The sequence below is a fragment of the Nocardia sp. NPDC051990 genome (genome assembly GCF_040680755.1).
Classification (GTDB): Bacteria; Actinomycetota; Actinomycetes; order Mycobacteriales; family Mycobacteriaceae; genus Nocardia.
On sequence record NZ_JBFAXH010000001.1, the window covers coordinates 772,242 to 786,202 of the forward strand.

The window sequence follows — 13,961 nt, forward strand, 5'->3', positions numbered from 1 at the left end:
CACGGTCAGCGCAGGGTGACGACGACCTTGCCGGTGGCGGTGCGATTGTCGAGGGAGGCCACGGCCTCGGCGGCGCGCTCCAGCGGGTAGCGCACCGGTTCGGGCGGCGCGATCTTGCCGGAGGCGAGCAGGGCCTCGACCTCTTCCCACTGCTCGCTCAGGTAGCCCGGATGGGTCATCACCCATTCGCCCCAGGCCGCGCCGATCACCTCGACATTCTTGAGCAGCAGTCGATTCACCCTGACCGTCGGAATTTCACCCGCGGTGAAGCCGACCACCAGCAGGCGGCCCGCCGGAGCGAGGCTGCGAATGCTGTCGGTGAATCGGTCGCCGCCGACCGGATCGAGCACGATGTCCACACCGCGACCACCGGTCAGCTCCTTGACGGCCGCGAGCCAGCCGTCGGTCAGTACCGCATCGGTGGCGCCGTTGGCGCGCGCGACCGCCGCCTTCTCCTCGGTGCTGACCACCGCGATGACCCGGCCCGCACCCAGCGCCGCCGCCATCCGCAGCGTCGAGGTGCCGATACCGCCCGCGGCACCGTGCACCAGCACGGTCTCCCCCTCGGCCAGCCTGCCGCGGTTGCGCAGGCAGAAATGCACGGTCAGATCGTTGAACAGGATCCCGGCCCCGGCCGCCAACGACACATTGTCCGGCAGTCGGAACACCATCTGCGTTGGCGTGACCGCAACCTCGGCGATGGCATTGCCGAGCATGGTCAGCGCGACCACCCGATCCCCCACCGCGACATGCGCGCCCTCCGGTGCCGAACGCACGATCCCGGCCACCTCGCCGCCGACGACGAACGGCAGCTCGGGCTTCATCTGGTACAGACCCCGCGTCATCAGCACATCGGGAAACGCCACCCCGGCAGCATGCACGTCGATGACCACACCCCCGGGATATGCCGCGGGCTCGGCAATCTCGACGACCTCGATCGCCTCCGGCCCCTCCAGCTTGCTGACCTGGGCTGCGCGCATATGCCGACCTCTCTGTCCATTCGGTGACACTCGCATCGTCACCGATGTCCTGACCAACCTAGCGACCCCGCTCGGTCCCCTGTCCACACCACCTGTTTTTGCTATGCTGACCGCGACCTGAGGTGGGGACGAAGGGGGAGTTTTCCGTGGTGGACCAGATAGACCCGGGAACGTTGCGGGTCGATGCGGGCGCGCTGCAGACATTCGCCAAGAATCTCGGCGATGAGGCGGGCGGCATCAAGAAGCTCAATGCCGGTGACGGCTTCAACGTCGCGGCGAACGCACTGCCCGGCACCCAATTCGGCACCGCGGTGCCACCGGCCACCGATGCCGTCAACCGCAGCCTGACCCGAATCGGCGAGCGCCTCGAGAAAATCGCCTCGATCACCCACAACGCCGCGGGCGCCTTCGAAGTCGCCGAAACCGACTTCACGAACAACCTGAAGACGATCGGCGTGCAACTGCCATGACCCTCTCCCTCGACGATGTCGCGAAGTGGGAGCCGGAACACCTCACCACCGCCGGAAACAACGCGTTTCAGATCTCGACGGATCTGGATGCCGCAGTCCGCAAAGGAACGGAAGACACCGCGAAGCTCGGAACCGACCGGATCTGGTCCGGTGCCGCCGCTGCTGCGGCCAACACGCGGATGGGAACCGAGCAGACCCGCGCCTCCGAAGTCAGTACGCGGTTGCACGAACTTCAGACGGCGTTCCAGGCCGAGGTGGGTCGGCTGCAGTACCTCAAGGACGAGATCGTCAAGCTGCGCAATACGATCCAGACCGCCTCGCCGATTCCGGCGGACGGCCAGGGCCTCATCACCGGCTTCCCGGTGAACCCCGACGGAACCATCGATCCCACAGCCCGGATCGCCGAGTTGCTCGGCCCGTTGTCCGACCAGGACAACCAGAACGCAGACACCCAGAACCTCACGATACGTGCCAAGGCCGACGCGGCGAACTGGTCGAACCAGATCACCCGCAAACTGCAGGAAGCGGAGCAGGCCGCCAACGACGCAAAAGCCAAGGTTGACACCGCCGTACAGAACCTGGAGAAGGCCTTCAACGGCCTCGGTGACCCGAATGCCGTTGTGTCGCAGCCGAAGTACGCCAGCACCACGCCGAGCTCGACCACGACGTCGAAGCCCAGCTACATATCCGGCAACCACAACGGCAGCGGCTCCGGAACCTCCTCCGGCAGTTCGTATTCGGGCAACACGGCCTCCTACAATGTCCCCACCACGATGCCCACCGGCGATCAGAAGAAGTGGATCGAGGAAGCCATCAAGGCACTGCGCGAAAAGGGCTACAACATCAGCGACAGCGACGCCGCGATCATCGCTACCATTATCGAGAAGGAATCCGGCGGCAACCCCAACGCCATCAACCTCTGGGACAGCAATGCCGCGGCGGGCATTCCATCCAAGGGACTGATGCAGACCATCGACCCGACCTTCAACGCCTACAAGCTGGACGGACACGACGACATCTGGAACCCGGTCGACAACATCATCGCGGGCACTCGATATGCGATCGAGCGCTACGGCTCGCTCTCGAATGTCCCGGGTATCGCGGCGATGAGCCAGGGCAACGGCTACGTCGGTTACTGACCCGGCGCGAAGCTCTGGTCACGTTCGGCGCGGTCGGTACGGAGTTCGGCGATGGCGGTGGGACCGACGCCATGCAGTGCGGCAAGATCACGGTCGGTCCCGGCGGCGGCCAGGGCGCGTTCGGCCGGTTTGCCGAGTTCGGCGGGCAGGTCGTGTCGGGCATGGCCCCATACTGCTCCGGGGGACCGACATCGGTGAGTAGAGGCGGCTCGACGCGAGGGTGTGACGTACGCCCCGTAAAGTCGTCTCAGAACAGCAGCGTAAAGAACGCGGCACACCGTGCAGCGCGAGGAGCACCAGTGTCACTCGATCAGCCACTAGCCCCGCTTCCCCAGGAGGGCATGGGGTTTGCGTCGGCGTGGCCCATCCGGGCTGGCGATGTCGATCCGTACAACCGCTTGCGGTTCGACGCCGTCGCACGTTATCTGCAGGACATCGCCTGGGAACAACTGCAGCAGACGACTCTGCATACCACCGATCCGAGCTGGATCGTCCGTCGCACGGTGATCGATGTCATCCGGCCGATCCTGTGGCCCGACGAGGTGCGGCTGCTGCGGTGGTGTTCGAGCATGTCCACCCGGTGGACGAATATGCGGGTGCGCATTACCAGCGCGAACGGCGGATTGATCGAGACCGAGGGCTTCTGGATCAATATCAGCGAGTCCAACAATATGCCCGCAAGGATCAGCGACGAGGGCCTCGCCTACCTGGCACAGACCACCCATGAGCACCGCTTGCGCTGGCGGCCGTATCTCACCGACGCCACCCCACCGGAATCGGATACCGATATGCCGTTCCCGGTGCGCGCTACCGATATCGACCAGTACAACCACGTCAACAATGCGTGTTACTGGCAGGCCGTGGAACAGTTCCTGGTCGAATACCCCAAGTTGGTCGCGGGGCCGCATCGCGCGGTGATCGAGTATGTCGCGCCGGTGCTGGCACGGCAACATGTCACCGTGCGCAGCCGCTACGAACCGGGGGACCACTACGGGCGACCGGTGCTGCGCTTGTGGTTCGTGGTCGGCGGCACCACCACGACCGTCGTGCGCATCATGCCACTGTAAGAAAGACCGGCTCGGTTCACCGGGAACAGAGCCGGTCTCCGGCTCAGCCGCGCGCGGCCTTCAGCAGATCCTCACGCGTGGTGAACTTGACCCGCGGACGGCCCGAGGCCTTACCCGCGGACTTCTCCGCGGTATCGATCGCCTTCCAGCCCGCACGGTCGACCAGATCGGCCTGCCGCTGTCCGAGCAGCGCCTTCAGCGCGGCCCGATCCGCCTGTGGCACACCGAGTTTGCCCGTGGTGAAGTCGGCGATGAGCTGCTCAACGGTCTCCTCGGAGTCGGTGCGGTTGGAACCGATGACACCGCGTGGACCGCGCTTGATCCAGCCGCTCACGTACACACCGGGCAGCGGAACACCGTCCGCGCCGATGACACGACCGTGCTCATTGGGGATGACAGCGCGGCGCTCGTCAAAGGGGAGACCCTTGATCGGTTCGCCCTTGTAGCCGATGGAACGCAAAACCAATCCGGCGTCCAAGGTTTCGGTGCGATCGGTCGTGCGCGCCACCAATTGGCCATTCTCGCTGACCAATTCGTTGTGTGCGAACTCTACCGAGTCGACATGATCGGCACCATGCAGTGCCGCCGGCGAGACCAGATAGCGGAAGACGATGCGCTTATTGGCCGGATCGCGCCGCCCCGCCGCGTATTCCTTGGCGAGGGTGTACTTCAGCTCCAGCGACGGCTCGACCTCGGGATCGTCCAGCAGCGCCTGGCTGCCCGGGTCGAGCGCCAGATCGGCCTCCTCGACGATGATATCGACGCCCTTCAGATGCGTCAGAGCCAGGAACTCCGGCGAGGTGTAGGCCGCCTGCAGCGGACCGCGCCGACCGAGCACGACGACCTCGCGGATATTGCTGCCGCGCAGCGCATCCAGGGCGTGGTCGGCGATATCGGTCTTGGCGAGTTCGTCCGGTTCCACCGTCAGTACGCGGGCGACATCCAGCGCGACATTGCCGTTGCCGACGATGACCGCGCGCTCGCCGGACAGGTCGAACTCGCGATCCGCGTAGTCCGGATGTCCGTTGTACCAGGCGACGAATTCGGTCGCGGAATGGCTGCCGGGCAGATCCTCGCCAGGCACACCGAGGCGCCGGTCCGCGGAAGCGCCAACGGCGTAGATGACCGCGTGGTGGTGGGCGAGCAGTTCCTCGTGGGTGATGTGCGCGCCCACCTCCACATTGAGGTAGTACTGCAGCGTCTCCCGCCGGAAGGCCGATTCGAACAGCCCGGAGACCGTCTTCGTGCCGGGGTGGTCGGGGGCGACACCCGCACGCACCAGACCCCACGGTGTCGGCAGCCGATCGAACATCTCGATCTCGACATCACAGCGGCGCAGCAGTTCGTCGGCCGCATAACAGGCCGCGGGCCCCGCGCCGACGATCGCGACGCGCAGCGTGCCGAGTTCCTTGGGCGGACGCGCGGGCGTGACGATCGGATCGAAGTTCGATTCGAGTGGATGCCGCTGGAAGTAGGCGGCATTGATGTCACGGAACCTGGCCAGCGACGCGGTCAGATCATCCTCGGAGAAGATGGCCTCTACCGGGCACGCGTCAACGCAGGCACCGCAGTCGATACAGGTATCGGGGTCGATGTAGAGCATCTCGGTCGTCGCGAATTCCGGCTGGTCCGGGGTGGGACGGATGCAATCGACCGGGCACTCGGTGACGCAGCTGGCGTCGTTGCAACAACGCTGCGTGATTACGTAGGCCATATTGTGCAGATCCTCGAAATGTACCTGGGCTATAGCCACCCAAGGGGGCGGGAGTGGTCGGGAGCGTCAACGTCGCGGTGCCGGCGGCGGGTGCCCCAGGAGGCGCCGTGATGTGATGCCGGTTTCAGTTTGCCTCGAGTATGTTCGAAGCCTCTCCTCCGGAGGCTTACGGTATGTCCATGGTGCGGACTCTTATCCTCATGCGGCACGGTAAGTCGGCCTATCCCAACGGTATCTCCGATCACGAGCGCCCGCTCGCTCCGCGTGGTCAGCGCGAGGCCGGACTTGCCGGTCAATGGTTACGCGAGACCCAGCCGCCGATCGATGCGGTACGCTGCTCGACCGCCACGCGCACCCGGGAAACGCTGGCCGCCACCGGAGTTACCGCGCCGGTGGTCTACGAGGCCGGCATTTATGAGGCGTCGCCGCGCACGCTCATCGAATTGGTCCAGCTCAGCGCGGACGATGTCGCGACGCTGCTGGTCATCGGGCATGCGCCCGGAATGCCGTGGATGGCATGGGAGTTGGCGAGCAATCGCGATTCCGAACCGGCGATCGAGCTCAGCCGGAAGTTCCCCACGTCGGCGCTCGCGGTACTCGAATTCGACCGGCCGTGGGCGCAGGTGGACGAGGGCACCGGTGATCTGGTGCGCTTCCATATCCCGCGCTGATCGCGGGTGCTGTCAGTGCAGTAGCTTGCCGCCGACGACCACGACGACGCCGAGGACGACGAGCAGCACGAACGCGGCGAATCCGCCGAGCAGCCACCACACGACGCCGAGCGCCAGCACGAATGGCGCCACCGCGACGGCGGTGATCAATGGGCTTTCCTTGACCGTGGCCCAGGCCGAACGGGCCCTGATCCGGTCGATGTCCTTACCTGGCATGTCACCAGGGTAGGTGCGAAAACCAGTTCTCGCCGTCGAGCCGATGCGATGGCTACTTGCAGTGACTGCTTGCAGGTCACTGCAATGATCATCGGATGGATTGGAAAATCGAACTCGTCGCGATTCCAGTGACCGACGTGGACCGTGCCAAGGACTTCTACACCAAGATCGGCTTCAACGCCGACCACGACCACCGCGTCAGCGAGAGCCTGCGCTTCGTCCAGCTGACCCCGCCCGGCTCCGGCTGCTCCATCTGCATCGGCGAGGGCATCACCGAAGCCGTACCGGGCAGCGTCGAAGGCATGCAGATGGTCGTCGCCAGCGCCGAGGACGCCTACCGGCAACTGGTCGCGGCGGGTGTTGAAGCCACCCCGGTGCAGGATATGGGCTGGGGCCTGTTCACCTTCTTCGCTGATCCGGATGGCAATAAATGGGCCGTTCAGGAGCTCCCTGAGCGCGACTGAGGATCTCAGCCCAACTGATCGAGCTGGATCGGGAGTGGACACGGTGACGTGGTCGTGTACAGGCCGGTCACCTCACCGTCGTCGCTGCGCTTGATCTTGTCATCCATCCGCCTGGAACCAGCAGAAACGATCTCGACTACGACTTGGCACATGCCGCTCTCAACGTGCTGCCGTCGTTCTTCCACAACCGGCTGCAGCCGATTCCTTGATTCGGCAGAATTGAGGCTTGCTTGGAGTGCGCTCCAGGTAACTACCGTCGGTTCTATTCATCGAGAAGGGCGAGTGCAGTGGGTCGAGCCGTAGATCAGGTTGTCGGTGATCAGCAGGTTGTCGATGCGGATCAGGAGAAGCCGCAGTATTCGATCGGCGAGGCGGCCGATCGGTCGGGCCTGAGTCGCGACACGCTGCGCTGGTACGAGCGGATCGGGCTGATGAACTACATCGGGCGCGACCACGCCGGGAAGCGGCGGTTCAGTAATCGCGATCTGGAGTGGTTGGCATTGATCGGCAGGTTGCGCACCACCGGGATGTCGGTCGCGGACATGGTCCGCTATGCCGAATTGGTGCGGGAGGGGGAACCCACCGTGCCCGAGCGGTTGCAGATGTTCCGTAATACCCGCGTGGACGTGCTCGCCAAGATCGACGAACTTCGGCAGACCCTGGCCGTACTCGATTACAAGATCGACCTGTACGAGGGCAAGGTCGCCGCCGTCAAACCGGCCGCACTCACCCAACCATGCGAAAGGCTCAAAATATGAGCACGTTGGAGCCGATCGCCGACACGGTGGCCGGAGACCGGTACGCGGATATGTCATTCACCTCCCTCGGTCGGCAATGACCGACCGCGCAGCAGATCAGGAGTCATCGGTGTCCACTCTGACGCTCAATGTCCGGTTCACCGCCAAGCCCGGTCACGAGACCGAACTGCGCGAGGCGCTGGAGGATATGGTCGCGCCGACGCTCGCCGAGGCAGGCTGTGTCGCCTACGAGCCATATCTGCACCCGAGCGATCCGAGCCGCGTGGTGCTGCTCGAAGAGTGGGTCGACGAGGCGGCGCTCGCGGCGCATTTCGAAACCCCGCATCTGAAGGAGTGCGCGGCCATTCTGGAGGAGATCCTGCTCGAGCCGTTCCAAATCCGGCGGTTCCACGAGATCGCCTGAATCCCACAGGGCACCCAACATTCCAGGAACCCAGCACAGCAGGTCATCCGGACCGCAGTCCGATTCCGTGCTGCTCTATTATCCGGATCATGGAGTCCACCGGTAGACGTGTGTTCATCGATAGGCAGACACCCGAAGCGTTTCGAGCATTGAACACCGTGGCCAGCGCAGTCCGCGCCGCCGGTGCCGGGGCCGGACTCGACCGCAAGCTCATCGAACTGATCAACCTACGCGTCTCGGAGATCAACGGCTGCGCCTACTGCCTGGACGTGCACCATCGTGCGGCCATCGCGGCCGGTGCCACCGAGCGCGAACTCGCCGTCCTGTCGGCGTGGCGGCGCACCGAGCTGTTCACGCCGCGGGAGCGGGCCGCGCTCGCGCTGGCCGAACTCACCACGACGCTGCCGGACGAGGTCACGTTGGACCGTGAGTACGCTCTGGCACGAGAGCATCTTTCGGATGAGCAGGTTTCGGCGATCCTCTGGGTCGCCACCACGATCGGCGCGTTCAACCGCGTGTCGATCCTGAGCAAGCACCCGGTACGCCCGACGAAGGAGAAGCCGACCATGACCGAATCGACGCCCGAGAGCAAGGTCGTTCGCAACGACGAGAAGAAGCGCTACGAGGTGTACTACGGCGGCGAACTGGCCGGGTTCAGCGAGTACGAGGAGCGCGACGACGAGACGGTATTCATCCACACCGAGATCGATGGCGCGTTCTCCGGCAAGGGCCTCGGCACCGTCCTGGCCAAGCACGCGGTCGAGGATGTGATCGCCCGCGACCGGGTGATCCGGCCGTTGTGCCCGTTCATCAAGGCCTACCTGGAGAAGCATCCGCAGTACGACGGCCATGTGGTCGGCAAGGGCGTGACCCGATGAGTGATCTCGATCCGCATCCGGAGGAAGCGGTCTGCGAGGCGACTCCGGGTCCCGGTCCGGTCGCGGAGCTCTATCCGGCCCGCGAAGTTCCGCTCGGCGGGGTGCGCGGCGTCTATGTGGAACGCGTACTGCCGCAACGTGATCTGCCGACCGTCGGCGCCTGGTGCTTCCTCGATCATTTCGGCTCGCCCACGGTGACCAAGACGGGTGCGTCACCGGATATCGATCCACATCCGCATATCGGATTGCAGACGGTGACCTGGCCGTTCGACGGACGCATCCGGCACCGCGATTCGGTTGGCTCCGATGTGCAGATCGAGCCGGGACAGCTGAATCTGATGACCTCCGGCCGCGGCATCGCACATTCCGAATACGGCGTCGCGGGGGCACACGCCGGGCACGGCCTGCAACTGTGGATCGCCTTGCCCGGCAACAGCCTCGGCATCGATCCGCATTTCGAACAGCATCGTGAGCTGCCGGTCTACGAGGCACCCGGATTGCGTGCCATCGTGCTGATCGGCACATTCGCCGGACTCACCTCGCCCGCCAAGGCGTATACACCGATCGTCGGCGCGGATGTGCGGCTCGAACCGGGCACCGACACCACCATCGCCCTTGATCCCGATTTCGAGCACGCGCTCATGGTGATCGAGGGCACCGTCACCGCCGATGGCACCGAAATCGCCGCGGGCCCACTGCTCTACCTCGGCACTGGACGCGACGAGTTGCGGCTCAACAGTGCCGAGGGCGCGCATTTCGCGCTCATCGGCGGCGAGCCGTTCGGCGAGGAATTGGTGATGTGGTGGAACTTCGTCGGCCGCAGCCATGAGGACATCGTCGCGGCCCGAAATGATTGGGAGAAGCAGGATGTCGAACGTTTCGCCGATATCGCGGGCCACACACCGGAACAGCGCATCCCGGCCCCGCCGCTGCCCGGTCTGCATCTGAAGCCGCGCAAGCGGCGGATCGGTGCGGCTAGGACCTGAATCCGAAGCACCGCAAAACAATCCGAACCAAGGTATTTTCTTCCGCAGCGAACCGGACATTCCACGCCGGTGCTCGGATGAAAGAGCAGGATGAGGATCTCCAGAATCACCGTGACGGCATTGCTCGCGCTCGCGGCCACCACGATCGGCACCAGCGTCGCACACGCCGAACCCGCACCGCCCGTACCGAATTCGACCGCTGACGTACCGCTCGATCTGCAGGGTTCCTTCCAGCACATCGGCTATCACGTCGCGGCGACGGAGAATCGCCACGCCGTGGTGACGACCATTTCGGAGGGTCACTGGGATCTGGTCCGCGACAATAAGGTCATCTCGCTGACCGATCGCAACGGACAGGTGGTCGCCGCGCTGCCGACCGCGCTGCAGATCGCCGGACATCGGATCGATCTGGTGCCCGCCATCGATGAGGCGGGCACGCGGCTCTCGCTGACCCCGATCAGGACGACCGACGATCCGGTACGGGAGGTGAGCACCCAGGAGCGCTTCTTCGATCAGATCGAGAATTCCATGCCGCAGGTGCTGACCGGAGCCGCGATCGGTGCGGCCATCGGATTCGTCCTCGGGTTCCCGCTCGGCCTCTTCGTCTTCGACGTGGTCACCGTCCCGATCACCACCGTGGTCGGCGGGGCCATCGGCGCGTTCGCGGGCCTTGCGGCCGGTGGTGGCGAACCCGCGATCCAGGCTGCGGTGGATTACTTCGATCTCAATCCCTGAGCGAGCCGCGTGGTAGCAGGCGCTGTGTCCCGATGACGCGCAATAGATCCAGCTTCTCCGCGGCATCGGTGCCCGGACGCGGCATATAGACGAGTAGACGCTGTACCGCGTTCGGGGTCAGCAGGGTCTCGCAGACCGTATCAATCGCACCGACCTCGGGATGCAGGATCCGCTTGATATCCGAAGTCCGCACCGCCACTGCGTGTTCGTGCCACAACTGCTCGAATTCCGTACTCGCGGCACGCAATCGGCTCACGTATTCGGTGACGTCGGCATCGCCGGATCGGCGCGCCGCGGTGGCGCGCAGATCCGCGACGTGGTTGCGCCCCAACCGCTCCCAGTCTTCCTCCGGGAAGATCGAACGCGACTGCGGATCGGTGAACCAGCGCCAGGCATAGAACCGGTCCCAGCCCCGCCGATTCGCGTGGTCGCCGACGAGCAGGGTGTGCATCCGGTTCTGCACCGACACTTCGCCGAGGTCGGTGATGGCCGTGGCCGCGGTGTCGTCCAGTTTCGCGAGTACATGCATGATCCCGGGACCGACATGTTTGTCGGCGGATTCGCGTCCGGGCGGGGCGTGGTCGCACAGATGATACAGATAGTCGCGCTCGTCATTGCTCGAGCGCAGCGCCCGCGCCAGCGACGCCAGCACCTGGGTGGAGGGCCGAGGACCGCGGGACTGCTCGAGGCGGGTGTAGTAGTCGGTGGAGATGCCCGCCAGCATGGCCACCTCGTCGTGGCGCAGGCCCGGCGTGCGGCGGCGTACCCCCCGGCGGCAGCCCGACGTCCGCGGGCGTCAGCTGTTCGCGACGCCTGCGCAGGAAATCTGCCAGTTCGGATCGGTCCATAGCACCACTGTCCCGCATGACGCGCGGTCCAGCCAGGGATCGCCGATCCCCCGATAAGCCATCACTGCCGCGGCCCGTGCTCAGGGGTCAAGCTGGTCTCATGACGACATCGAAGCTCACCACCAAGCTCGGCAAAACCGGCCCGGCGGTCAGTCGCATCGGACTCGGCGCCATGGGCATGTCCGGCGTGTACGGCGCCACCGACGACGCCGAATCGATTGCCACCATCCACGCCGCACTGGACTCCGGCGCCAACCTCATCGATACCGGCGATTTCTACGGCGCAGCCGAAATCCTGCCCGCGGTACGGGAACTCGGCATTGGCATCACCGCCTACGGTGTGCTGTCGCGTGGTCTGCTCAGCGACTCGGTGCGTCCGGGTGCGACCTTCGCACCGACCGACTTCCGCGCACACAGTCCGCGCTTCCAGGGTGAAAATCTCGACCAGAATCTGAAATTGGTCGATGCGCTCACGAAAATCGCTGCGGAGAAGGACGTTTCGGTAGCGCAACTGGCCATTGCCTGGGTGCTGACCCGGGGCGCCGATATCGTGCCGATCCTCGGCGCGCGTACTCGCCAGCGCTGGTCGGAATCCCTCGGGGCCGTGGATATCCAGCTCAGCGCCGAGGAATTGGCGACCATCGAGGCCACCGTGCCCGTGGATCAGATCGCGGGTGACCGTTACGCGGCCGCGCAGATGGAGCTGCTCGATAGCGAGCGCTGAAATCCGGTGCGGGAGGGCGGGTTCGGACCGATCTCCCGAGGTCAGTTCCGGCGCGGCCGAATGACGGCCGTGAATGCTGATGTGGCAACGGACTTTCCGGTGCTGTCTGTGATATCCACCGGCACCGCCAACTCGACATCGACCCGCGCCGCGATATCGGCGCGGGTCTGTGCCACAGTTTCGGCGGTCAACCGGGCGGTCGCGAGGAACGGACCCGCCTCCCCTTTGGCCCGCGCCAGATATTCGATCCGGCCGTCACGGGCGACGATGAACGTCTCACCCATCAGATCGACAATGCCCGAGATCGCCGCGCCCATCGCCGCGGTCTCGGCCAGACCGAACAGCACCGCGGCATGCAGATCACCGTTGTGGTTGAGATGTTCGGGCTTCGGCGCGATCGACACGACATTGCGGCCCGAGCTGAACTCCACACCTTCGATACCGGCGAACTGGACAAACCCCAGCTTCTGAAATCCCGCCATCACCAGATCGCCCATGGTCGCGTCGTCCATCACATCTCCCACCGAACTGAAACATGTTCCAATTTCATACCCCGCGGAGTAGCGGTTGTCCACCGCGGGTCAGTAGGAAGACGATTGGGTGAGCGTGACGACCAGGTAGCCGAGCCCAAGTACCGCGCACAGCACATTCGCGACCATGGCGCCGATCGCCCAGCCCCGCGCCTTTTTCGACGCGTCCACCGCACCGGCGAGATCGCCCGCGATCCACTTCGAATGCACCTGGGTACCGAAGACGATCGCGACCAGCCCGAGCGCCGTCCCCACCAGACAGGTCAGTGTTCCGATCACCGTGGCGACGACCGCGAAGCCCAGATGTGCTTTCGGTTCGAACTGCGGCTGGGGCGGCAGGTAGCCATAGCCGGGGTGTTGTCCATAGGTCATGGGTGTGATCCCGTCTCGAAGTCGGCGGCCGGACCCGGCACTCAGGGCCACACCAGCCTACGAATCCGGCAGCACACCGCGTACGGGGCCGGCGGACGATCGCGCGATCGGCTCGGCTTGGGCACAATTGACAGCGGTGGCGCAGCTATCGCGATGGGATATTGCATGACGGCGTTGGCCAGGAAAGCCGAGGGTAAGCCGATGTGTCCGCAGCCGATCGGACGGTAGGGCCGATGTACGACCCGACCTCCGATATCGATCGGATCATCGCGCAGCAGGTGGGTTGGTCCACGATGGACGACCATCTGCTGTACACCTGCGGCGTCATCGACTTCCTGCTGCATGACCGGCTTGCCGAACTGCCGCCCCGGGCAACCATGGTTCGAACCGACCCCGACGAAATATGCTTGGCCGAGGGACCCGCCGTCTGGTTTCAATGGCGGGCGGTCGGGGACGGAACCTGGAATCGGAACACCGTGACGGCGGTCGGCTCATTGTCCTTCGTGGCGGCGGCCCAGCTCGGCAATGCCATGGCGAACCGTTCGCGACGCCGCCGAGCCCAGGCCGGACTGCACCCGCGCTGGGTGGCCGAACGCCCCGGCTCGGTCATGGTTTCGGACCGACGGATGTACTGCTACAACGCCGATCATTCGTTCTCGGTGCATTGGGCGAGACTGGAAATGGTGGATATGCCCGGTCCCGATCGGCTGATCTGCCGATATCCGGACCGAACCGGCAGTCCACATCTCCTCCAGGTTCACAGCCCATGGGCCGTGCTGATTTTCGCACTCGCGGCGCACACTCAGTTCCCCAGCCATCCGCTCTTGCTGTCCGGCAACTGGGTACCCGCGGGGTTCGAGGAGAAATGCCACATCGCCGGTAAAACCTGCCCGCGAGTGCGGCATCGGGGCCAATAGTGAGCAGTGATACGCCCTGGGCAGCCGGTAGCCGTGTTCGGCGAGGATGGTGCGCAGGTATGAGCAGCTGACGAGGTTCTGCAACGCGA

At 65.0% G+C, this 13,961-nt stretch carries 18 protein-coding genes; 12 read left to right on the top strand and 6 right to left on the bottom strand.

Annotated features, from left to right (window positions below; translation table 11 throughout):
- Positions 1 to 5 precede the first annotated feature (5 nt).
- Positions 6 to 980 (bottom strand): NADPH:quinone oxidoreductase family protein, encoded by a 975-nt coding sequence (locus AB0L63_RS03330; protein ID WP_364493740.1) that lies wholly within the window; start codon positions 978 to 980, stop codon positions 6 to 8.
- A gap of 146 nt (positions 981 to 1,126) precedes the next feature.
- Between AB0L63_RS03330 and AB0L63_RS03335 the strand changes: the two genes are divergently transcribed.
- The 3 genes from AB0L63_RS03335 to AB0L63_RS03345 all read left to right on the top strand — a co-directional run bounded on the left by AB0L63_RS03335 (position 1,127) and on the right by AB0L63_RS03345 (position 3,656).
- Complete coding sequence (locus AB0L63_RS03335) at positions 1,127 to 1,450, top strand: ESX-1 secretion-associated protein (protein WP_364493743.1); 324 nt, start codon at positions 1,127 to 1,129, stop codon at positions 1,448 to 1,450.
- Positions 1,447 to 2,589 (top strand): transglycosylase SLT domain-containing protein, encoded by a 1,143-nt coding sequence (locus AB0L63_RS03340; protein WP_364493745.1) that lies wholly within the window; start codon positions 1,447 to 1,449, stop codon positions 2,587 to 2,589. The genes AB0L63_RS03335 and AB0L63_RS03340 overlap by 4 nt, the downstream gene beginning before the upstream one ends.
- Before the next feature lie 299 nt (positions 2,590 to 2,888).
- Complete coding sequence (locus AB0L63_RS03345) at positions 2,889 to 3,656, top strand: acyl-ACP thioesterase domain-containing protein (RefSeq protein ID WP_364493748.1); 768 nt, start codon at positions 2,889 to 2,891, stop codon at positions 3,654 to 3,656.
- A 43-nt stretch (positions 3,657 to 3,699) separates the two neighbouring features.
- On the opposite strand, the gene AB0L63_RS03350 is transcribed toward AB0L63_RS03345, so the two are convergent.
- The gene (locus tag AB0L63_RS03350; protein WP_364493751.1) at positions 3,700 to 5,370 is read right to left on the bottom strand and encodes an FAD-dependent oxidoreductase; all 1,671 of its coding nucleotides are present in this window, start codon (positions 5,368 to 5,370) and stop codon (positions 3,700 to 3,702) included.
- Positions 5,371 to 5,549: 179 nt separating this feature from the next.
- On the opposite strand from AB0L63_RS03350, the gene AB0L63_RS03355 reads away from it, so the two are divergent.
- Entirely contained in the window at positions 5,550 to 6,041 is a 492-nt protein-coding gene (locus tag AB0L63_RS03355; protein ID WP_364493753.1) for a histidine phosphatase family protein, read from the top strand.
- Positions 6,042 to 6,053: 12 nt separating this feature from the next.
- Here AB0L63_RS03355 and AB0L63_RS03360 read toward each other — a convergent pair whose 3' ends face one another.
- Positions 6,054 to 6,257, bottom strand: a complete 204-nt coding sequence (locus tag AB0L63_RS03360; protein ID WP_364493755.1) for a hypothetical protein — start codon at positions 6,255 to 6,257, stop codon at positions 6,054 to 6,056.
- Between the two features lie 95 nt (positions 6,258 to 6,352).
- On the opposite strand from AB0L63_RS03360, the gene AB0L63_RS03365 reads away from it, so the two are divergent.
- The 6 genes from AB0L63_RS03365 (at position 6,353) to AB0L63_RS03390 (ending at position 10,481) form a co-directional block, all read left to right on the top strand.
- A complete protein-coding gene (locus AB0L63_RS03365) occupies positions 6,353 to 6,721 on the top strand; it encodes a VOC family protein (RefSeq protein ID WP_364493758.1) in 369 nt (122 codons plus the stop codon).
- A gap of 287 nt (positions 6,722 to 7,008) precedes the next feature.
- Positions 7,009 to 7,479 (top strand): MerR family transcriptional regulator, encoded by a 471-nt coding sequence (locus tag AB0L63_RS03370; RefSeq protein ID WP_364493761.1) that lies wholly within the window; start codon positions 7,009 to 7,011, stop codon positions 7,477 to 7,479.
- 109 nt (positions 7,480 to 7,588) lie between these two features.
- Positions 7,589 to 7,882 carry a putative quinol monooxygenase gene (locus AB0L63_RS03375; protein WP_364493764.1) on the top strand — a complete coding sequence of 98 codons (294 nt, stop codon included), beginning with the start codon at positions 7,589 to 7,591 and terminating at the stop codon, positions 7,880 to 7,882.
- Between the two features lie 89 nt (positions 7,883 to 7,971).
- Positions 7,972 to 8,760 carry a GNAT family N-acetyltransferase gene (locus AB0L63_RS03380; RefSeq protein WP_364493767.1) on the top strand — a complete coding sequence of 263 codons (789 nt, stop codon included), beginning with the start codon at positions 7,972 to 7,974 and terminating at the stop codon, positions 8,758 to 8,760.
- Positions 8,757 to 9,746 (top strand): pirin family protein, encoded by a 990-nt coding sequence (locus AB0L63_RS03385; protein WP_364493770.1) that lies wholly within the window; start codon positions 8,757 to 8,759, stop codon positions 9,744 to 9,746. The genes AB0L63_RS03380 and AB0L63_RS03385 overlap by 4 nt, the downstream gene beginning before the upstream one ends.
- 90 nt (positions 9,747 to 9,836) lie before the next feature.
- On the top strand, positions 9,837 to 10,481 hold the full coding sequence (locus AB0L63_RS03390; protein WP_364493773.1) for a hypothetical protein: 645 nt from the start codon (positions 9,837 to 9,839) through the stop codon (positions 10,479 to 10,481).
- Here the strand turns inward: AB0L63_RS03390 and AB0L63_RS03395 are convergent.
- Complete coding sequence (locus AB0L63_RS03395; protein ID WP_364493776.1) at positions 10,471 to 11,205, bottom strand: helix-turn-helix transcriptional regulator; 735 nt, start codon at positions 11,203 to 11,205, stop codon at positions 10,471 to 10,473. The genes AB0L63_RS03390 and AB0L63_RS03395 overlap by 11 nt on opposite strands.
- A 224-nt stretch (positions 11,206 to 11,429) precedes the next feature.
- Here AB0L63_RS03395 and AB0L63_RS03400 point away from each other — a divergent pair, with 224 nt between their 5' ends.
- Positions 11,430 to 12,053: an aldo/keto reductase gene (locus AB0L63_RS03400; protein ID WP_364493779.1), complete on the top strand. Its 624-nt coding sequence runs from the start codon at positions 11,430 to 11,432 to the stop codon at positions 12,051 to 12,053.
- Positions 12,054 to 12,094: 41 nt separating this feature from the next.
- On the opposite strand, the gene AB0L63_RS03405 is transcribed toward AB0L63_RS03400, so the two are convergent.
- Together AB0L63_RS03405 and AB0L63_RS03410 are read right to left on the bottom strand one after the other, a co-directional pair.
- Positions 12,095 to 12,565, bottom strand: coding sequence for a PaaI family thioesterase (locus AB0L63_RS03405; RefSeq protein ID WP_364493782.1), 471 nt, complete (start codon positions 12,563 to 12,565; stop codon positions 12,095 to 12,097).
- 69 nt (positions 12,566 to 12,634) lie between these two features.
- Complete coding sequence (locus AB0L63_RS03410; RefSeq protein WP_364493785.1) at positions 12,635 to 12,955, bottom strand: CD225/dispanin family protein; 321 nt, start codon at positions 12,953 to 12,955, stop codon at positions 12,635 to 12,637.
- 233 nt (positions 12,956 to 13,188) lie between these two features.
- Here AB0L63_RS03410 and AB0L63_RS03415 point away from each other — a divergent pair, with 233 nt between their 5' ends.
- Positions 13,189 to 13,872, top strand: a complete 684-nt coding sequence (locus AB0L63_RS03415; protein ID WP_364493788.1) for a hypothetical protein — start codon at positions 13,189 to 13,191, stop codon at positions 13,870 to 13,872.
- Positions 13,873 to 13,961 lie beyond the last annotated feature (89 nt).

Bases quoted from the DNA above. Each gene is read 5' to 3' on its own strand.
- AB0L63_RS03330 (WP_364493740.1), bottom strand. From the start codon at position 980: ATGCGCGCAGCCCAGGTCAGCAAGCTGGAGGGGCCGGAGGCGATCGAG.
- AB0L63_RS03340 (WP_364493745.1), top strand. From the start codon at position 1,447: ATGACCCTCTCCCTCGACGATGTCGCGAAGTGGGAGCCGGAACACCTC.
- AB0L63_RS03350 (WP_364493751.1), bottom strand. From the start codon at position 5,370: ATGGCCTACGTAATCACGCAGCGTTGTTGCAACGACGCCAGCTGCGTC.
- AB0L63_RS03355 (WP_364493753.1), top strand. From the start codon at position 5,550: ATGGTGCGGACTCTTATCCTCATGCGGCACGGTAAGTCGGCCTATCCC.
- AB0L63_RS03360 (WP_364493755.1), bottom strand. From the start codon at position 6,257: ATGCCAGGTAAGGACATCGACCGGATCAGGGCCCGTTCGGCCTGGGCC.
- AB0L63_RS03365 (WP_364493758.1), top strand. From the start codon at position 6,353: ATGGATTGGAAAATCGAACTCGTCGCGATTCCAGTGACCGACGTGGAC.
- AB0L63_RS03380 (WP_364493767.1), top strand. From the start codon at position 7,972: ATGGAGTCCACCGGTAGACGTGTGTTCATCGATAGGCAGACACCCGAA.
- AB0L63_RS03385 (WP_364493770.1), top strand. From the start codon at position 8,757: ATGAGTGATCTCGATCCGCATCCGGAGGAAGCGGTCTGCGAGGCGACT.
- AB0L63_RS03390 (WP_364493773.1), top strand. From the start codon at position 9,837: ATGAGGATCTCCAGAATCACCGTGACGGCATTGCTCGCGCTCGCGGCC.
- AB0L63_RS03395 (WP_364493776.1), bottom strand. From the start codon at position 11,205: ATGCTGGCGGGCATCTCCACCGACTACTACACCCGCCTCGAGCAGTCC.
- AB0L63_RS03400 (WP_364493779.1), top strand. From the start codon at position 11,430: ATGACGACATCGAAGCTCACCACCAAGCTCGGCAAAACCGGCCCGGCG.
- AB0L63_RS03405 (WP_364493782.1), bottom strand. From the start codon at position 12,565: ATGGACGACGCGACCATGGGCGATCTGGTGATGGCGGGATTTCAGAAG.
- AB0L63_RS03410 (WP_364493785.1), bottom strand. From the start codon at position 12,955: ATGACCTATGGACAACACCCCGGCTATGGCTACCTGCCGCCCCAGCCG.
- AB0L63_RS03415 (WP_364493788.1), top strand. From the start codon at position 13,189: ATGTACGACCCGACCTCCGATATCGATCGGATCATCGCGCAGCAGGTG.